We start from the raw sequence: 16,499 nt of genomic DNA, 5'->3' as shown, positions 1-16,499 counted from the left end.
CCATTCGGCGCGGCGGAACCCCGTCCTCAGAAAAAAGAAAGCCCGCACACCGTTGCAGCGTGCGGGCAGCCTGCCGACGATGAGGTGCCGGCAGGCAAGTGCTCATGAAGTGCGCCCCCGCGTCTTCATGGCGGGATGAAGTTTGCGCGCGGGCGGCCAGGGGTGCTTTGACTCACATCAAGCGGCCGGCACCAGGCCAGAGAGTGACGGGAAGGGTGCCCGCAGGCGCCTAGGCCAGCAGGGCGGCGACCAGGTCCTTGCCGCGCGCCACCGGCGCGGTTTCCTCGAAATGCAGCGCGCCTTCCACGTGGCCCAAATGGTCCACCATCAGCGTGACGGCGCGCTCGACATCGCCGGCGCGCGCCGCCTCGATGAATTCGCGGTGCTCGTCCGACGAGCACGCCGCGTCGCGGCGCGACTGGTACAGCATGGTGATGACCGCGCTGCGCGCCGACAGCTCGCGCATCATCTCGGTCAGCACGCCGTTGCCGACCACCTCGGCCAGCACGATATGGAAATCGCCCAGCAGCCGGGTGCGCACCTGGGCATCGTTGCCCGCCAGCGACTTGCGCTCGGCCGCCAGGTGGCGGTCGATGCGCTTGTAGTCGGCGGCGGTGGCCTTGGCGACGAATTCGCGCGCCAGCGCGGCTTCCAGGATGCGGCGCACGGCGAACACCTCGCGCGCTTCCTCGGCGCTGGGCTTGGCCACGAACGCCCCTTTGTCCGGCACGATCTGGATGACCTTGTCCTTGGACAGCATCAGCAGCGCCGCGCGCACCTTGGTGCGGCTGACGCGGTAGACGCTGGCCAGGGCCTCCTCGCGCAGCTTGGTGCCGGGCGGCAGGCGGTGCGAAACGATGGCCGCGACGATGTCGTCGGCGATCGCTTCGGCGGTCATGTCAGGATCGATATGCTCGGGCATGGCAGCGCACTTGCGCAGAGGCTGCGCAGTTGGGGAGATGCGTGATTCTAGCGCCCCGCGACCGGGCCCGGCACGATGGCCGGGGCGGCGGCGTCCTGCGCCATCGCGGCCAGGCCGGCATCGAGGTCGGTCGCCTCGATGGTGCCGTTCAGCACGCCATGGGCCCGGGCGCGGTCGATGTCCTTCTCCCACGCCGCCACCACCACCGTGGCGACGCAGTTGCCGATCAGGTTGCCCAGCGCGCGCGCGATGCCGATGAACCAGTCCACCGACAGCACCAGCACCAGGCCGATCGCCGGGATGGCCGGATGCGCCGACAGCGTTGCCGCCAGGATCACGATGGCCGAGCCCGGGATGCCGTGCGCGCCCTTGGAAGTGACCAGCGCCACCGCCAGGATGCCGAGCAGGTCCGCCATCGCCAGCGGCGTGTTGGTCGCCTGCGCGATGAACACCGCCGCCAGCGTCAGGTAGATCGAGAACGCGTCCAGGTTGAACGAGTAGCCGGTCGGAATCACCAGGCCCACCACCGACTTCTTGATGCCCATGAACTCCAGCTTCTTCATTACCTGCGGCAGCACGCTGTCCGACGAGGCCGTGCCCAGCACGACCAGCAGCTCGGCGCGCAGGTAGCGGATCAGCTTGATCACCGAGAAGCCGCACACGCGCATGATGGTGCCCAGCACCACCAGCACGAAGACGATGACCGCACCGTAGAACAGGAACACCAGGAAGCCCAGCTGCTTGAGCGAGCCGATGCCGTACTTGCCGACGGTGAAGGCCACCGCGCCCAGCACGCCCAGCGGCGCCAGCTTGATGATGAAGCCCATCATCTTGAACAGCGTGTGCGAGAACGTGTCGATCAGCTTGACCAGCGGCCGGCCGGGCTCGCCCACCAGTGACAGCGCGCAGCCGAACAGGATCGATACCAGCAGCACCTGCAGCACGTCGCCGTTGGCGAAGGCGCCGAACACGGTATTCGGGATCAGCTTGAGCAGGAAGTCGACCGTGCCCTGGTCCTTGACCTTGGTGGCGTTGTCGATAAAGCCGGCGATGGCCGACGCGTCGAGCGAGCGCGGATCCACGTTCATGCCCACGCCGGGCTGGAACACATAGGCCAGCACGATGCCCAGCGCCAGCGCGATGGTGGTGACGATCTCGAAATACACCACTGCCTTGATGCCGACCCGGCCAACCTTCTTCAGTTCTCCGGCGCCACAGATGCCGGCCACCACCACGCAGAACACGATCGGGCCGATCAGCATCTTGATCAGCTTGATAAAGGCGTCGCCGAGCGGCTTGAGCTTGGCGGCGAATTCGGGAAAGGCAAGACCGAGGGCCGTGCCGATCACCAGGGCGATCAGCACCTGGCCAAACAGCGAGCGGGTAAAGCGGGTGTGCAGGCGTGGGGTGCCCGGGCGGTGCTGCGAGGGAACTGCGTGCTGCATGGTTGTCTCCGTGCCGGGCCGGTCCTTGCATGTGCTGGCTGGCCCATTTCGATCCAGGAATCACCGGCGGCCCCGTGCTGCTCTGACGGCTGGGTTGGGCTGCCGGCCTTACGTTCCGGGCGGGACTCCGGGTCGGGAGTACGCCACCGCGCGGACAGCCCCCCTGTTGGGGCGGACTCCACGTCATCCGTTGTCCGGACGGGATTGTCCGCGGCGGATTGTCTGAACGTGGAACCGAATATAGTGCATATCATTTTTGTATGCAATTTTTGAATTCACTGTGCTACCATGAATCGCACAGAATAGAGCTTCGGCCATGGGCGTCCCGCCCGCACTGGCAGCCCCGCCAGCCACGCCGCCGCGGCTTTCACGCACTTCCAGCAGGAGACACGCATGGCAGCAAATCCGTCCCCGTCCGCCGCAGAGACTGGCACGCGCATCATGGCCTGGGCCGACGCCCTGGCCGTCCACACCGAGCAGCCCGGCATGCTCACCCGCACCTACCTGACCGATGCCCACCACGGCGCCGCCGCGCAGCTGACCGAGTGGATGCAGCAGGCCGGCATGACGGTGCGCCGCGATGCCGCCGGCAACGTGATCGGCCGCTACGAGGGCACCACCCCCGACGCGCCGGCGCTGCTCACGGGCTCGCATTTCGACACCGTGCGCGACGCCGGCCGCTACGACGGCAACCTGGGCGTGATCCTGCCGATCGCCTGCGTGGCGGAATGGAACCGCCAGGGCAAGCGTTTCCCCTTCGCGCTCGAGGTGGTGGGCTTCGCCGAGGAAGAGGGGGTGCGCTTCAAGGCCACGCTGCTGGGCAGCCGCGCCATCGCCGGCACCTTCGACAACAACGTGCTCGACAACGTCGACGACAGCGGCAAGACCATGCGCGAGGTGATGCGCGAGGCCGGCTTCGACGCCGCCGCGCTGCCCGCCGCCAGGCATGAGCGCAGCAAGGTGGCGGCCTTTATCGAAGTGCATATCGAGCAGGGCCCGGTGCTGCTGAACGAAGGCCTGCCGGTGGGCGTGGTGACCGCGATTTCCGGCGCGACCCGCTTCCTGGTCGAGCTCGAAGGCCTGGCCGGCCATGCCGGCACCGTGCCGATGGACATGCGCCGCGACGCCGCCATGGCCGGCGCGGAAATCGGCCTCTATATCGAAAAGCGCTGCGGCGGCAAGCCGGGCCTGGTCGGCACCGTGGGCCAGTTCAACGTGCCCAACGGCGCCACCAACGTGGTCCCGGGCCGCGCCGTGTTCTCCATCGACATCCGTGCCGGCGAGGACGCCGAGCGCGAGGCCGCCGTCAACGACGTGCTGGCCGAGATCGAGCGCGTCTGCGCGCGCCGCAACGTGCGCGCGCAGATCCGCAAGACCCACGAGGCGAAGAGCGTCCCCTGCGCCCCGTGGCTGCAAGCGCAATGGGCCGCCGCGATCGCCCGCCAGGGCGTGCCGGTGCGCCACCTGCCGTCGGGCGCCGGCCACGACGCCATGGCCATTGCCGCCATCGCCGATGTCGCCATGCTGTTCGTGCGCTGTGGCAACGGCGGCATCAGCCACCATCCCACCGAAACCATGACCGCCGAGGATGCCGCACTGTCCGCGCGCGTGTTCAGCGATTTCGTCGAGCACTTCCGGCTGCCGCAGTAAGCCAGCGCGCCCGGAAGCCCACCCGAACCTCCTTCAGAAGTTACGAGAACAAGTCATGACCGCACGAGACAATATGAACCCCATCGACACCACGCTGACGCAATTCATCGACCAGCACCGTCCGCAGCAGGAAGCCTTCCTGGCCGAGCTGGTCAAGGTGCCGTCGGACAACCCGGCCGGCGATTGCGACGCGCACGGCAAGCGCGCCAAGGAACTGCTGGAGGGCCTGGGCTTCACGGTGGAGGCCCATAAGGTGCCCGACGCGCAGGTCAAGGCCGCCGGCATGATCAGCGCCACCAACCTGATCGTGCGCAAGCAGTTCGGCACGGGCGGCCCGGTCATCGCCATGAACGCCCACGGCGACGTGGTGCCCCCCGGCCTGGGCTGGACCAAGGACCCGTACGGCGGCGAGATCGCCGACAGCGAGCACGGCCCGGTCATGTACGGCCGCGGCGTGGCGGTGTCCAAGTCGGACTTCGCCACCTACACCTACGCGGTGCTGGCGCTGATGGAAGCTGAAAAGCAGGGCGCGAAGATCAACGGCGCGGTCGAGCTGCAGTTCACCTATGACGAGGAAACCGGCGGCGACATCGGCCCGAAGTTTCTGCTGGACAACAACCTGAGCAAGGCCGACTACGCCATCTCGGCCGGCTTCTCGTACGGCATCACTTCGTCGCACAACGGCTGCCTGCACGTCGAGGTGACGGTCAAGGGCAAACAGGGCCACGCCGCCATGCCGCACACCGGCGTCGACGCGATCGAGGCCGCCACCCACATCCTGCAGGCGATCTACGGCCTGCGCGCGGAACTGGCCACGCGCAAGTCCAAGGTGCCGGGCATCGACACCGCCACGCTGAACGTCGGCCTGATCAAGGGCGGCATCAACACCAACGTGGTGCCGGACCTGGTGACCTTCCGCGTCGACCGCCGCATGATCCCCGAGGAGATCGGCTTCGACGCCGAGGGCGAGATCCGCGCCGTGGTCGAGAAGGCCGCCAAGGACCGCCCGGGCATCGAAGTGAAGGTCGAGCGCATCATCCTGGCCGAGCCGCTGTCGGAACTGCCGGGGGTGGAAAAGCTGATCGGCGCGCTGAAGAGCCGCGCCGAGTCCGTGTTCGGCGTCGAGATCCCGGTGCAGGGCGTGCCGCTGTACACCGACGCCCGCCACTACACCAAGCGCGGCATCCCCACCGTGCTGTACGGCGCCGGCCCGCGCACGCTGATGGAAGCCCGCGGCCACAACTCGGACGAGAACCTGCGCCTGAACGACCTGAACCGTGCCACCAAGGTGGTGGCGCTGGCGCTGTCGGACCTGATGCAGTAACGCCGCGCGCCGCAGGCGCCCGGCCTTGATGGAAAGACGCCACGGAGGTATCCGTGGCGTTTTTTTTCGGCGCCGATCTGGTCACGTCCGACCTTCGGCCGGCGGCCAACAGCGCGACGTGTGCACCAACGCCAGGACCAGCACCGTATCGCCTGCAATCTCGTAAATCAGGCGATAGTGTTCATGAACCACCAGTTCGCGCGTGCCTTGCACGGTGCCGGCCGGCGCCGGCACGGGAAACGCGCACAAGCGCTCCGCTGCCTGGAAAAACCGTTCATCGAGGCGGGCAGCGGCTTCGACGTCATCCTGGGCGATGAACTCGAAGATCAGTGTGCGGTCGCGCCGGGCCAGTGCGGTCCAGACCGCCCTCAAGCCCGCCGCCGGGCCGCAGCGCGCCAGGCTGCAAATTCCGCTTCGATCTGTTCCGCGGGGATGCCGCCCGCTTCGAGCAGCGAGGCGCGGGAAGCGTCCACCTTGTTGCGCAGGAAAACCTCGGAGTCGCGCCTTCGGGCGCTGTGGTCGATGAACTCGCGCACCAGGCCCTGAAGCGCTTGCGACGGCGTCAGTCCCAGTGCCGTAGCTTCGGCAATGAACGCTTCATGCAGCCGGGCGTCCAGCGTGAATGTGAGTTTGGTTTCTTCCGACACAAGCATGTCCGGTGTCCTTGTGATGACAGAGTATAGGCATTGTCGATATCAGGACACCTGCACGGCGATAAGACCCGTCTGAACTTGCAGCAGACGATTCCGCCTACCCCGGCAGCGTCGCCGCCCCCGCGCCCAGCACCCGCTGCATCAGCACGGTGTCGATCCACTGTCCGTGCTTGAATCCCACCGCTTCCAGCCGGCCCACGGTGCGGAAGCCCAGCCGTTCATGCACGGCCAGCGAGCCCGCGCCTTCGCCGGCGGCGGTGCAAGCGATCACGGCGACCATCTGGCGCCACGGGCCGGTTTCGCAGCGGGCGATCAGCGCGGCCAGCAGCGCCTGCCCCAGGCCTTCGCCGACGCGGCGGTGGTCGATGTAGATCGAGTCCTCGATGGCGAAGCGGTAGGCGCTGCGCGCGCGGTAGGCCGAGGCATAGGCGTAGCCCAGCACCTCGCCGTCGCGCTCGGCGACCAAGTAGGGCAGGCCCTTGCGGTGGACTTCGGCAAGGCGCAGCTGCATCTCGTCGACGCTCGGCGGCACTTCCTCGAACGAGGCGCGGCCGTGCTGCACGTGGTGGGCGTAGATGGCCTGGATGGCGGCAATGTCGGCGCCGGTGGCGTCACGCAGCGTAAACGGTTGGCGCATGCCATGGCCGCGCGGCCCAGTGGAAACAGGAATGGAGGTCATCGGGAAATGGCGCCTGGGGCAGAAACCGGTGCAACGCAGGATGCGTGCCGGTGGCAATGCACCACATCATGCTGCGCGCCGGCCGCGGTCTTGTATATAGTGCGGGTGGATTTGCACCGCATAAGTGCCGATGCTCCGCCGCGGGGCGCGGCCATGACAAGAAAGGACCTGCCATGATCACCATCTACCACAACCCCCGTTGCTCCAAGTCGCGCGAGACCCTCGCCCTGGTCCAGGCCGCCGCCGAGCGGCTGGGAGAGCCGGTGGAGATCGTGGAGTACCTGAAGGAGCCGCCGTCGCTGTCGACGCTGCGCCAGTTGCACACCCTGCTGGGCGTGCCGGTGCGCCAGATGCTGCGCGACAACGAAGCCCCCTATGCCGAACTGGGCCTGGCCGACCCCGGCCTGACCGATGCGGAGCTGCTGGCGGCCGTGGCCGACAACCCGATCCTGCTGCAGCGTCCGGTGGTGGTGCGCAACCGCCGCGCGGCAATCGGCCGCCCGCCCGAGAACGTGACGCCGCTGCTGGCCTGAAACAGAACCGGCCCCCACGGTGTGTGGGGGCCGGCCGGTCTGCGAGGCAGTCTGCTTCAGGCAGGGTCGTCTAATGAACACCCAGCCAGTGCATGGCCTCCTGACCGAAAGCGATGGCCGCCAGCACCACCAGCAGCACCACCAGCGTCACGGTGCTGACGTAGAGCGTGGCCTTGGCGACTTCGGCGTCCTCGTCCGAGGTGTGGCGATGGGTAATGGGCGTGGCGTCCCGCGTGGCATGCGGCCAATGGATCCGGCCGGCCAAGTCTCTCAAGTGCAGGTCGGTAGGGAAACGCATGATCGACACCTCCTCGGCAGGCGCCGCGCGGTCCGGGCAGGATGGCTCAAACGGCATATGGCGTGGCTGCGCAATTGCGCCGGTTAGTCATGGCTCGTTTCGCCCGGTAACGCCATATCCGCTTCTACTATAGCCGGGCTGGCGCCAGTTGCGAGCGACGGTCTGCAAGGGACATGCCGCCGCGCTTGACGCGGCGCAAAAGGCGATCAGGCCTGGTTTGGCGAAGGTGAGGACACGCTTGCGCCGGATTCCTTTGTTGGCGTGATCGCTGCCAGCGCCGCTTCACGCTCGCGCAGCGTCGCCAGCATGTTGCAGAACAACGCGCCTTGTTCCATCGCATCGTCGAGCGCCACATGGGTGTGCGGCAGCGCATCCATCCACGCCGCGGGGAAGGCCGCCTTGACCGTCTTGCGATAGGGCCGCCCGGTCAGTGCGAAGCCCAGCGTCTTGACGTCGAGCGCGGCCCAGCCGAACGGCGAGCGCCCGGCGAAGCGCATCATGTACCAGAACATCCAGGTGAAATCGAAGCCCGCGGGAAAGGCGACGAAAACCGGCTTGCCCGGCAGGGCCTCGACCCATTCGACATAGCGCACCATGGCGTCCTCGGGCCGCTGCAGGTCGCGCCGGCACGCGCTCCAGGCTTCGGGCTGGGTTTGCCACCACTGCATCTGCACCGGGTGGCCGGCGGCGCCGGGCAGGGTTTCGAGGTTGGCCGAGAAGGTGCCCAGCACGGTCTTGTCGGCCAGCATCGCCAACGAGGCGAAGGACAGCATCGAATGCGGGCCGGGGATCGGGCCGTCGGCCTCGACGTCGGTGCTGACGTAGATCTCGGGACGGGTGTCGGGCGCCTGTTGCTTGGGCATGGCCTCAGCCCGCGTCGATCCGGTGATCGGCGACGAAGGGATTGTTGCGACGCTCTTCGCCGAAGGTCGAGACCGGGCCGTGGCCGGGGATAAAGGTCACGTCCTCGCCCAGCGGCCACAGCCGCGTGCGGATCGAGCGGATCAGGTCGGCGTGGTTGCCGCGCGGGAAGTCGGTGCGGCCGATCGACCCGGCGAACAGCACGTCGCCGACCACGGCCAGCCGGCTGGGACGCGAGAAGAACACCACGTGGCCGGGGGTATGGCCGGGACAGTGGTAGACCTCCAGGGTTTCGTTGCCGAACTGCACGGTGTCGCCGTTCTCGAGCCAGCGGTCGGGCTCGAAGCTCTCGGCATGGCCGAAGCCGAAGCGGCGCGTCTGTTCGGGCAGCTGCTCGATCCAGAAGCGCTCATCCTGCTGCGGCCCCTCGATCGGGATGCCGAGTTCGCGCGACAGCGCCGCGGCGCCGGCGCAATGGTCGACGTGGCCGTGCGTCAGGAAAATCTTTTCCAGCGTGACGCCTTGCTCTTTTACCGCCGCGCGGATGCGATCCAGGTCGCCGCCGGGGTCGCAGACCGCGGCGGCGCCGGTGCTTTCATCGATCAGCAAGGAACAGTTTTGCTGGAAGGGCGTGACGGGAATGAGCAGGGCTTTCATGGAGGTCTGATGTAGCCGGCCGGTACGGACCGGTCGTCTCTGGCGGGCGAGCGACGGCAGTGCCCAGCATTGTAGCGCCCGGGACGTCGGGCATGCCCGGGCCCTTCGGTGTGATGGATGGACTACCCGCGTCCGGCCCCGCCGCATTGGGCGGAATCCCTTGCCACAAGCGGGATTCCGGCAAATTAGGCCGCGATCGTGCGAAATCGCACAGACTTCGTAACAAATTGAAAGAGATAGTCCCAAACAGTCAATGTTAGACTGCCGCCCATGTTACGGATCTCCGCTCTCACCAAGCGCTGGCAACGGCTGGCCAAGCTCGGCGCATGCACCGCATGCGCCGTGGTGCTGGCCGCTTGTGCCACGCCGCCCGAAAGCGATACCGCCGGCACCGACGCCGGCGATGGCGTGCCCACGCGCGCGGCAAAAAACAGCAAGCCCGCCCGGACCGAACGCGTCGACGCCAGGCCTTCCGCGCGCACGGCCGACACCGGCAGCTGGAACCTGTTCGGCTATGACCCCGACGAAGGCCGCAGCGGCAACTCGCTCGAAGGCCTGCGCGCCGACATCGGCACGTTCGAGCAGCGCGGCGTGGCCTCGTGGTACGGCAAGGGCTTCCATGGCCGCAAGACCGCGAACGGCGAGCGCTTCGACATGCGCGCCATGACCGCGGCGCATCCGTCGCTGCCGCTCGACACCTGGGTGCTGGTGCGCAACCTGCGCAACAACAAGGTTGCGGTGCTGCGCATCAATGACCGCGGCCCGTACCACGGCAACCGCGTGCTCGATGTGTCCTACGGCGCCGCGCGCCGGCTGGGCTTTGTCGAGCGCGGTGCCACCAACGTCGAGATCCGCCGCCTGACCCGCACCGAAGTCGCCGCGCTGGGCCCGCAGGTCGATGCCGGCGGCACCGAGGCCGGCGACGGCAGCGGCGATGACGACGTGGCCGTGCCGGAACTGGCCAGTTCGCTGGCGCCCGCCAAGTCTGGCAAGGCGGCCCAGGCCGGCGGCAAGACCGTCAAGCGCAAGCGCCGCTGAGCGCGCCAGCGCCGCCGCATGCCGCCGCGCGCTGACACTTCCTCCTTACATTCTGACCTGCAGGCCCGTGCCGGTGCCCGCGCTGGCGCGCGGGCCGCGCCATCATTCGTCGGCGTCGCCGGCGCGCTGCGCCAGCGCCAGCCGATACAGTGCGTCGGTGCCCGCACCCGTGATCGCGGCCGCCAGCTTGGCGGCGCGCTTCGCCGGCAGTTCGGCCAGCAGCAGCGACAGCACGCGCTGCGCTTCGGCATCCGGCAGCCCCTCGGCGGCGGCGCCGCCGGCTCCTTCCACCACCAGCACGAATTCGCCCTTGGACCGGTTGGGGTCGGCCGCCAGCCAGGCCGGTGCCTGCGCCACCGGCACCACGGCGATGTCCTCGAACAGCTTGGTCAGTTCGCGCCCGACCAGCAGCCGGCGTTCGCCCGGCAGCCCCGCGGCCAGCGCGGCGAGCGTGTCGGCGATGCGGTGCGGCGCCTCGTAGCAGACCCAGGCGTGGTCCAGCGCGGCCAGCCGGGCGATGGCCTGGGCGCGGGCCTTGGGCTTGGGAGGCAGGAACCCGGCAAAGGTAAAGCGGCCCGCGCCGGCATCGAGCAGCTCGCCCGCCACCGACAGTGCCGCCACCGCCGCACTGGGACCGGGCAGGGGCACGACCGGATGGCCGGCGGCGCGCACCGCCTCGACCAGCCGCGCGCCGGGGTCGGAGATCCCCGGCGTGCCGGCGTCGGAGACGTAGGCGATGCGCTCGCCCGCCGCCAGGCGTTCCGCGATGCGGCCGGCGGCCTCGCGCTCGTTGTGCTCGTGCACCGCCAGCAGCGGCCGCTGCAGGCCGACGCGCGCCAGCAGCTGGCCGGTATTGCGGGTGTCTTCGCAGGCCACGGCGTCGGCCAGCCCCAGCACGTGCAGCGCGCGCAGCGACAGGTCGGCGACATTGCCGATGGGCGTGGCGACGACATAGAGCGTGCCGGCCGGGTACGACTGGCTTGCCGCCAGGGAGATCCAGTCACTCATGCTTGAGAACTTCCGTTGATGCGATCATTCAAATCCACCACGCACGCGCCGGGCAGGCAGGCGCCAAGCCGGCAGGCACGCGGGGCGCAGGCCGAGGACCGGGCCCTGGCCCACTTGCGGCGCCAGGGCCTGGAGCCCGTGGTGCGCAATTATCGCTGCAAAGGCGGCGAGATCGACCTGGTGATGCGCGCGCCGGACGGCACGCTGGTGTTCGTCGAGGTGCGCCAGCGCAGCGGGCGCGGCTTCGGCGGCGCCGCGGCCAGCGTCACGCCGGCCAAGCAGCGGCGCGTGCTGCTGGCCGCCGGGCACTACCTGGCCACGCTGGCGCGGGTGCCGCCGTGCCGCTTCGACGTGGTGGCGCTCGAACCCGGCCGGCTGGAGTGGCTGCAGCACGCCTTTGACCTGGATGCCGCCGGGGCTGGGTCATAATGCACGGCAGACATCCGCGACAGACATCGGCGGCAGACATGAGGCGATTCGCGGATCGCCATGGCAACAAACAGGCCCCAGAGCCATGAGTATCGACAGTATTCAGCAACAGTTCCTAGACAGTGCCGAAGCCAAGCGACAGGCTGCGGCGGTGATGGCCCCCTATATCGACGCCGCGGTGGAACGCATGGTCGGCGCGCTGACCAGCGGCAACAAGATCCTGGCCTGCGGCAATGGCGGCTCCGCGGCGCAGGCGCAGCATTTCGCGGCGGGGCTGGTCGGGCGCTTCGAGCGCGAACGGCCAGGCCTGGCCGCGATCGCGCTGAGCACCGACGGCTCGATCCTGACCGCGATCGGCAACGACTACGACTTCAGCACGGTGTTCGCCAAGCAGGTCGAGGCGCTCGGCCAGCCCGGCGACATCCTGCTGGCGATTTCCACCTCGGGCAATTCGGACAACGTCATGGCCGCCGTGGCCGCCGCGCGCCAGCGCGAGATGGCGGTGGTGGCGCTGACCGGCAAGGGCGGCGGGGCCATCGCCGGCCTGCTCGATGAATTCGACATCCACCTGTGCGTGCCGAGCGAGCGCACCGCGCGCATCCAGGAAGTGCACCTGCTGACGCTGCACTGCCTGTGCAACGGCATCGACGAGGCACTGCTCGGGGAAGCGTGATGCCGGGCATCCGCCGAACCTCCATTCCCAACATCCCGACACAGCAAGGACCGCATGACCCATCTGCCCACTACGCAAGCTCCCCGGAACGGCGCGGACGCGCGCCATCCTTCCCGCCCCCTGGCCGCCTCCGGCCTGGGCCGCGCCGGCCTGGTCGCGGCCGCGCTGGTGTGCGCCACGCAGCTGGCCGGCTGCTTTCCGGTGATCGCCGGCGCCATGGGCACCGGCGTGGCCATGGCCACCGACCGCCGCCCGGCCGCCACCCAGACCGTCGACCGCGGCCTGCAGCTCGAGGCCGAGAACACCATCAACTCGCGCTACAGCGGCCAGGCCCGCGTCAACGTGACCGTGTTCAACCGCAAGGTGCTGCTGACCGGCGAGGCCAGGAATGACAGCGTCAAGCAGCAGATCGAGCAATACGTGCGCGGGCTGCAGAACGCGCGCGTGGTGATCAATGAGCTGGAGGTGGTCAACTCGCCAGGCTTCATGACCCAGAGCCAGGACGCCTACCTCACCAGCAAGGTCAAGACCCTGCTGATGACCGCCGAGGGCGTGCCGTCCAACTCGATCAAGGTCACCACGGAAAAGAGCGTGGTCTACCTGCTCGGCGTGGTCACCAGCGCCGAGGGCGACCGCGCCACGGACGTGGCCCGCAATGCCTCGGGCGTGACCAAGGTGGTCAAGGCCTTCGACTACGTCAACGACGCCGAGCGCGCGCGCCTGGATGCGGCCTCGACCTCGCAGAACCCGTCGTTCGACGGCAGCGTCGGCACGCCGGCGCCGGTGCAGTCGGTGCCGGGCGTGGGCGGTCCGGTCGACGCCCCGGCTGGTGCCGCGGCGGAAAGCGCGGGCAGCGCAGGCGCCACCACCGCGCCGGTCGCGGCCCCGGTCACTTCGCCGGTGGCGCTGCCGCCCGGCCGCAACCTGCCCTGAAGCGCGCAGCGCTCACCGGCTCCGGCCGCAGGACGGCGTCCGCTTATGCGGACGCCGTTTTTCGTTCTGCGCTCTGCAACGCACACAGGGCCCGCCGATGTGCTACGGTTGCCACGCCGGCTGACCGCGCTGACTGCGATCACGCTGCGCCGGCCCCCAGACGGAGCGAGACCATGACAACAACGATCCCCCGGCCTGCCTGGCGTGTGCCGCCGCGACGGGCCATACGACTGGCCCCACGACTGGCGCCTCAATGGGCGCCGCAATGGGCGCTGCTGGCAGCGATGCTGTGGGCCCAGCCGGCGCTGCCGGCCGAACCCGGCGCGGCGCCTGCCCCGGCCCAGGCCACCGATGCCGCGCTGCGCGCGCGCAGCCATGCCGCCGCCTGCACCAGCTGCCATGGCCCGGCCGGTCGGGCCACGGCGGGCAGCACGATCCCGTCGCTGGCCGGCCGCCCGCAGGCGGAACTGGCCGCGCAGATGCAGGCCTTCAAGGCCGGCACGCGCCCGGCTACGGTCATGCACCAGATTGCCAGGGGTTACAGCGACGACCAGATCGCCGCGATCGCGGCGTGGTTTGCCGCCGTGCGCTGACAGGAGCGAGCCATGCACAGACGAAGCTTCCTCGGCGCCGCGGGCGCCGCAGTCCTGGGTACGGCCGCGATCCGGCCGGCGCGCGCGGCGGCCCGCGCCCGGGTGGTGGTGGTCGGCGGCGGCTATGGCGGCGCCACGGCGGCGCGCTACCTGCGCGAATGGAGCGGCCAGGCGATCGAGGTGACGCTGGTCGAACCGAACCCGGCCTTTGTCTCGTGTCCGCTGTCGAACCTGGTGCTGGGCGGCAGCCGCCAGCTCGGCGACCTGACGCTGCCGTACGACGCACTGGTGCGCCGCCACGGCGTGCGGCTCGCGCGCGACACCGCGGTCGCCATCGACCCGGCCCGGCGGACCGTGCGCCTCGCGGGCGGCAGCGTGCTGCCCTATGACCGCCTGCTGCTGTCGCCCGGGGTCGAGATGATGCGCGAGGCGCTGCCCGGACTGAAGCGGCCCGGCGGCGAGCAGATCCTGCATGCCTGGAAGGCCGGCGCCGAGACCGTCGCGCTGCGGCGGCAGCTGGAGGCGATGCCCGATGGCGGCACCTATGCCATCAGCGTGCCGCTGGCGCCGTACCGCTGCCCGCCGGGCCCCTACGAGCGCGCCTGCCAGGTGGCCCACTATTTCCGGCAGCACAAGCCGCGCGGCAAGGTGCTGATCCTGGACGCCAATGCCGACATCACCTCCAAGGCCGCGCTGTTCCGCCAGGTGTGGGCCACGCAGTACCCGGGCATGGTGGAATACCGGCCGCAGCACGAGGTGGCCGATGTCGACGCCGCCACGCGCACGCTCAAGTTCGAGGTGCAGGACGATGTGCGCGCCGACGTGCTCAACGTGCTGCCGCCGCAGCGTGCCGGCGCGATCGCGGTGTCGGCGGGGCTCGCCACTGCCAACCGCAAGTGGTGCGAGGTGGACTTCGTCAGCTTCGAGTCGCGCGCCGCGGCCCATATCCATGTGATCGGCGACGCCATCCAGATCGCGCCGCTGATGCCCAAGTCCGGCCATATGGCCAACCAGCACGGCAAGGTTGCGGCGGCGGCGCTGGTGGCGCTGCTGTCGGGCCGCGCCCCGGACCCGGAGCCGCTGTACAACAACACCTGCTACAGCTTCACCTCCGACCGCGAGGCGGTGCATGTGGCCAGCGTGCATCGCTACGACGCGGCGCAGAAGACCATGGTCACGGTGCCTGGCTCGGGCGGGCTGTCGCCGGCACCGACGGTGCTGGAGGGCGATTACGCGCTGGCCTGGGCGCGCGGGATCTGGGCGGAGATGCTGGGCTGACGGCACGACAGCCGCGGCGGCGCGGGCGGCGCGCCGCCCGCACAAAACCGCAAGAACGTGCAATGCCGCGCGCGCCGGCGCTGCTACGCTGGGCGTCCCGATCGAACTCGCGCGCCCGCGCCCGGCATTCCCCATGCAAGCCAGAGACCGTCTCCTCGCCCTCGCCATCGTCTGCGTCTGGGGCGTCAACTTCGTCGTGATCAAGGTCGGGCTGGCCGGTGTGCCGCCGATGCTGCTGGGTGCGCTGCGCTTCCTGCTGGTGGCGTTCCCGGCGATCTTTTTCGTGCCGCGCCCGCGCGTGCCGTGGCGGCTGCTGCTGGCCTACGGCGCCACCATCAGCCTCGGCCAGTTTGCCTTCCTGTTCTACGCCATGGCGGTCGGCATGCCGGCCGGCCTGGCATCGCTGGTGCTGCAGTCGCAGGCCTTCTTCACGCTGGCGATCGCGGCGCTGTGGCTGGGCGAGCCGGTGCGCTGGCACAACTTCGCCGGCATGGCGGTGGCGGCCGGCGGGCTGGCGCTGATCGGCGCCGGGGCGGGTGGCATGGGCGGCATGAGCGCTGCGGGCTTCGTGCTGACCCTGTGCGCGGCCTTGTGCTGGGCCAGCGGCAATATCGTCAGCAAGAAGATCGGCCCCGTGGACCTGCTCGGGCTGGTAATCTGGGGCGCGCTGGTGCCGATCGTGCCGTTTGCGCTGCTGTCGCTGTGGTTCGAGGGTCCGGCGCGCATCGTGCAGAGCGTGACCCAGGTGTCGGGCATGGCGCTGTTCGCGGTGGTGTACCTGGCGTTCGCGGCGACGGTGTTCGGCTACACCATGTGGGGCCGGCTGCTGACGCGCTATCCGGCCAGCCAGGTGGCGCCGCTGACGCTGCTGGTGCCGGTGGTGGGGCTGGTGTCGGCACACGTGCTGCTGGGCGAGGACCTGAGCGCTGCGCAGTGGATCGGCGCGGCGGTGGTGATGGCGGGGCTGCTGCTCAACGTGTTCGGCCAGCGCCTGTGGGCGGGCAGGGCGCTGGCGCGCCGCTGAGCCGGCGCGCGCGACAGCATGTTGTGCTGCATCAATGGGTAAACACTATATGCGCATTCACGCATATACGAATATATTGGACGGCATGGAAGAGCTGGATCGCGTGTTCGAAAAGGTATCGGGTTACTTCAGCCTGCTGGCGGAGCCGACGCGGCTGAAGATCCTGCACGCCTTGTGCGATGGCGAGAAGCCGGTCAGCACGGTGGTCGAGACGGTGGGTTCGTCGCAGACCAACGTGTCGCGGCATCTCAACGCGATGTACCGCTCGGGCGTGCTGTCGCGCCGCAAGGAGGCGAACCTCGTGTTCTACGCCATTGCGGACGAAAGCGTGATCGAGCTGTGCCGCACGGTCTGCGTGCAGGTGGCAAGCCGGCTGGAGGACAACGCCTTGCCCTCCGGCGTGGTCGACCGCTTCATGGCACAGCCCGCGCCGCAAGCCCCGGCGCGCCGGCGGCGCACCGCGGGCTAGCCGAGCCACCACTCTTCCGGCAGCAAACGGCG

20 protein-coding genes are annotated in these 16,499 nt (G+C 69.3%); 11 read left to right on the top strand and 9 right to left on the bottom strand.

Annotation, left to right across the window (positions count from 1 at the left end):
• Positions 1 to 229: 229 nt before the first annotated feature.
• Complete coding sequence (locus A3AG_RS0114765; RefSeq protein ID WP_012354232.1) at positions 230 to 922, bottom strand: GntR family transcriptional regulator; 693 nt, start codon at positions 920 to 922, stop codon at positions 230 to 232.
• A 47-nt stretch (positions 923 to 969) separates the two neighbouring features.
• On the bottom strand, positions 970 to 2,367 hold the full coding sequence (locus A3AG_RS0114760; RefSeq protein WP_018006158.1) for a C4-dicarboxylate transporter DctA: 1,398 nt from the start codon (positions 2,365 to 2,367) through the stop codon (positions 970 to 972).
• Between the two features lie 393 nt (positions 2,368 to 2,760).
• On the opposite strand from A3AG_RS0114760, the gene A3AG_RS0114755 reads away from it, so the two are divergent.
• Positions 2,761 to 4,017, top strand: a complete 1,257-nt coding sequence (locus A3AG_RS0114755) for an allantoate amidohydrolase (RefSeq protein WP_018006157.1) — start codon at positions 2,761 to 2,763, stop codon at positions 4,015 to 4,017.
• Between the two features lie 55 nt (positions 4,018 to 4,072).
• A complete protein-coding gene (locus A3AG_RS0114750; protein ID WP_018006156.1) occupies positions 4,073 to 5,341 on the top strand; it encodes a M20/M25/M40 family metallo-hydrolase in 1,269 nt (422 codons plus the stop codon).
• Positions 5,342 to 5,422: 81 nt separating this feature from the next.
• Here A3AG_RS0114750 and A3AG_RS0114745 read toward each other — a convergent pair whose 3' ends face one another.
• From A3AG_RS0114745 to A3AG_RS0114735, 3 genes are all read right to left on the bottom strand, one after another.
• Positions 5,423 to 5,713, bottom strand: a complete 291-nt coding sequence (locus A3AG_RS0114745) for a type II toxin-antitoxin system RelE/ParE family toxin (RefSeq protein ID WP_018006155.1) — start codon at positions 5,711 to 5,713, stop codon at positions 5,423 to 5,425.
• Complete coding sequence (locus A3AG_RS0114740) at positions 5,710 to 5,994, bottom strand: hypothetical protein (protein WP_018006154.1); 285 nt, start codon at positions 5,992 to 5,994, stop codon at positions 5,710 to 5,712. The genes A3AG_RS0114745 and A3AG_RS0114740 overlap by 4 nt, the downstream gene beginning before the upstream one ends.
• Positions 5,995 to 6,091: 97 nt before the next feature.
• A complete protein-coding gene (locus tag A3AG_RS0114735) occupies positions 6,092 to 6,673 on the bottom strand; it encodes a GNAT family N-acetyltransferase (RefSeq protein ID WP_026164198.1) in 582 nt (193 codons plus the stop codon).
• A 173-nt stretch (positions 6,674 to 6,846) separates the two neighbouring features.
• On the opposite strand from A3AG_RS0114735, the gene arsC reads away from it, so the two are divergent.
• Positions 6,847 to 7,206, top strand: coding sequence for an arsenate reductase (glutaredoxin) (arsC, locus tag A3AG_RS0114730; protein WP_018006152.1), 360 nt, complete (start codon positions 6,847 to 6,849; stop codon positions 7,204 to 7,206).
• Positions 7,207 to 7,276: 70 nt separating this feature from the next.
• Here arsC and A3AG_RS0114725 read toward each other — a convergent pair whose 3' ends face one another.
• The 3 genes from A3AG_RS0114725 to A3AG_RS0114715 form a co-directional block, all read right to left on the bottom strand.
• Positions 7,277 to 7,504: a hypothetical protein gene (locus A3AG_RS0114725; protein WP_026164197.1), complete on the bottom strand. Its 228-nt coding sequence runs from the start codon at positions 7,502 to 7,504 to the stop codon at positions 7,277 to 7,279.
• 206 nt (positions 7,505 to 7,710) lie between these two features.
• Positions 7,711 to 8,367, bottom strand: a complete 657-nt coding sequence (locus A3AG_RS0114720; protein WP_018006150.1) for a hypothetical protein — start codon at positions 8,365 to 8,367, stop codon at positions 7,711 to 7,713.
• Positions 8,368 to 8,371: 4 nt separating this feature from the next.
• Entirely contained in the window at positions 8,372 to 9,022 is a 651-nt protein-coding gene (locus A3AG_RS0114715) for an MBL fold metallo-hydrolase (RefSeq protein ID WP_018006149.1), read from the bottom strand.
• Between the two features lie 270 nt (positions 9,023 to 9,292).
• On the opposite strand from A3AG_RS0114715, the gene A3AG_RS0114710 reads away from it, so the two are divergent.
• A complete protein-coding gene (locus A3AG_RS0114710) occupies positions 9,293 to 10,060 on the top strand; it encodes a septal ring lytic transglycosylase RlpA family protein (RefSeq protein ID WP_018006148.1) in 768 nt (255 codons plus the stop codon).
• A gap of 102 nt (positions 10,061 to 10,162) precedes the next feature.
• Here the strand turns inward: A3AG_RS0114710 and rsmI are convergent, their stop codons facing one another.
• Positions 10,163 to 11,068 (bottom strand): 16S rRNA (cytidine(1402)-2'-O)-methyltransferase, encoded by a 906-nt coding sequence (gene rsmI, locus A3AG_RS0114705; protein WP_018006147.1) that lies wholly within the window; start codon positions 11,066 to 11,068, stop codon positions 10,163 to 10,165.
• Positions 11,069 to 11,086: 18 nt separating this feature from the next.
• On the opposite strand from rsmI, the gene A3AG_RS0114700 reads away from it, so the two are divergent.
• The 7 genes from A3AG_RS0114700 to A3AG_RS0114670 all read left to right on the top strand — a co-directional run bounded on the left by A3AG_RS0114700 (position 11,087) and on the right by A3AG_RS0114670 (position 16,467).
• Positions 11,087 to 11,497 carry a YraN family protein gene (locus tag A3AG_RS0114700; protein WP_018006146.1) on the top strand — a complete coding sequence of 137 codons (411 nt, stop codon included), beginning with the start codon at positions 11,087 to 11,089 and terminating at the stop codon, positions 11,495 to 11,497.
• Positions 11,498 to 11,582: 85 nt separating this feature from the next.
• The gene (locus A3AG_RS0114695) at positions 11,583 to 12,170 is read left to right on the top strand and encodes a phosphoheptose isomerase (protein WP_018006145.1); all 588 of its coding nucleotides are present in this window, start codon (positions 11,583 to 11,585) and stop codon (positions 12,168 to 12,170) included.
• Positions 12,171 to 12,224: 54 nt separating this feature from the next.
• Positions 12,225 to 13,103 carry a BON domain-containing protein gene (locus A3AG_RS0114690; RefSeq protein WP_018006144.1) on the top strand — a complete coding sequence of 293 codons (879 nt, stop codon included), beginning with the start codon at positions 12,225 to 12,227 and terminating at the stop codon, positions 13,101 to 13,103.
• Between the two features lie 284 nt (positions 13,104 to 13,387).
• Entirely contained in the window at positions 13,388 to 13,696 is a 309-nt protein-coding gene (locus tag A3AG_RS0114685) for a c-type cytochrome (protein WP_370866988.1), read from the top strand.
• Positions 13,697 to 13,708: 12 nt separating this feature from the next.
• Positions 13,709 to 14,974 carry an NAD(P)/FAD-dependent oxidoreductase gene (locus tag A3AG_RS0114680; RefSeq protein ID WP_018006142.1) on the top strand — a complete coding sequence of 422 codons (1,266 nt, stop codon included), beginning with the start codon at positions 13,709 to 13,711 and terminating at the stop codon, positions 14,972 to 14,974.
• Between the two features lie 133 nt (positions 14,975 to 15,107).
• Positions 15,108 to 15,998, top strand: a complete 891-nt coding sequence (locus A3AG_RS0114675; protein ID WP_018006141.1) for an O-acetylserine/cysteine exporter — start codon at positions 15,108 to 15,110, stop codon at positions 15,996 to 15,998.
• Positions 15,999 to 16,047: 49 nt separating this feature from the next.
• Complete coding sequence (locus tag A3AG_RS0114670) at positions 16,048 to 16,467, top strand: ArsR/SmtB family transcription factor (protein ID WP_018006140.1); 420 nt, start codon at positions 16,048 to 16,050, stop codon at positions 16,465 to 16,467.
• Positions 16,468 to 16,499: the final 32 nt, after the last annotated feature.

The organism is Cupriavidus neocaledonicus (genome assembly GCF_000372525.1).
Taxonomy (GTDB): Bacteria; Pseudomonadota; Gammaproteobacteria; order Burkholderiales; family Burkholderiaceae; genus Cupriavidus; species Cupriavidus neocaledonicus.
This window is presented reverse-complemented; position numbering and strand designations above follow the sequence as displayed.

Coding starts and splice junctions, on each gene's coding strand:
- rsmI (WP_018006147.1), bottom strand. CDS start 11,068: ATGAGTGACTGGATCTCCCTGGCGGCAAGCCAGTCGTACCCGGCCGGC.
- A3AG_RS0114750 (WP_018006156.1), top strand. CDS start 4,073: ATGACCGCACGAGACAATATGAACCCCATCGACACCACGCTGACGCAA.
- A3AG_RS0114720 (WP_018006150.1), bottom strand. CDS start 8,367: ATGCCCAAGCAACAGGCGCCCGACACCCGTCCCGAGATCTACGTCAGC.
- arsC (WP_018006152.1), top strand. CDS start 6,847: ATGATCACCATCTACCACAACCCCCGTTGCTCCAAGTCGCGCGAGACC.
- A3AG_RS0114700 (WP_018006146.1), top strand. CDS start 11,087: ATGCGATCATTCAAATCCACCACGCACGCGCCGGGCAGGCAGGCGCCA.
- A3AG_RS0114670 (WP_018006140.1), top strand. CDS start 16,048: ATGCGCATTCACGCATATACGAATATATTGGACGGCATGGAAGAGCTG.
- A3AG_RS0114760 (WP_018006158.1), bottom strand. CDS start 2,367: ATGCAGCACGCAGTTCCCTCGCAGCACCGCCCGGGCACCCCACGCCTG.
- A3AG_RS0114690 (WP_018006144.1), top strand. CDS start 12,225: ATGACCCATCTGCCCACTACGCAAGCTCCCCGGAACGGCGCGGACGCG.
- A3AG_RS0114680 (WP_018006142.1), top strand. CDS start 13,709: ATGCACAGACGAAGCTTCCTCGGCGCCGCGGGCGCCGCAGTCCTGGGT.
- A3AG_RS0114685 (WP_370866988.1), top strand. CDS start 13,388: ATGCTGTGGGCCCAGCCGGCGCTGCCGGCCGAACCCGGCGCGGCGCCT.
- A3AG_RS0114710 (WP_018006148.1), top strand. CDS start 9,293: ATGTTACGGATCTCCGCTCTCACCAAGCGCTGGCAACGGCTGGCCAAG.
- A3AG_RS0114735 (WP_026164198.1), bottom strand. CDS start 6,673: ATGACCTCCATTCCTGTTTCCACTGGGCCGCGCGGCCATGGCATGCGC.
- A3AG_RS0114715 (WP_018006149.1), bottom strand. CDS start 9,022: ATGAAAGCCCTGCTCATTCCCGTCACGCCCTTCCAGCAAAACTGTTCC.
- A3AG_RS0114675 (WP_018006141.1), top strand. CDS start 15,108: ATGCAAGCCAGAGACCGTCTCCTCGCCCTCGCCATCGTCTGCGTCTGG.
- A3AG_RS0114765 (WP_012354232.1), bottom strand. CDS start 922: ATGCCCGAGCATATCGATCCTGACATGACCGCCGAAGCGATCGCCGAC.
- A3AG_RS0114695 (WP_018006145.1), top strand. CDS start 11,583: ATGAGTATCGACAGTATTCAGCAACAGTTCCTAGACAGTGCCGAAGCC.
- A3AG_RS0114725 (WP_026164197.1), bottom strand. CDS start 7,504: ATGCGTTTCCCTACCGACCTGCACTTGAGAGACTTGGCCGGCCGGATC.
- A3AG_RS0114755 (WP_018006157.1), top strand. CDS start 2,761: ATGGCAGCAAATCCGTCCCCGTCCGCCGCAGAGACTGGCACGCGCATC.
- A3AG_RS0114740 (WP_018006154.1), bottom strand. CDS start 5,994: ATGCTTGTGTCGGAAGAAACCAAACTCACATTCACGCTGGACGCCCGG.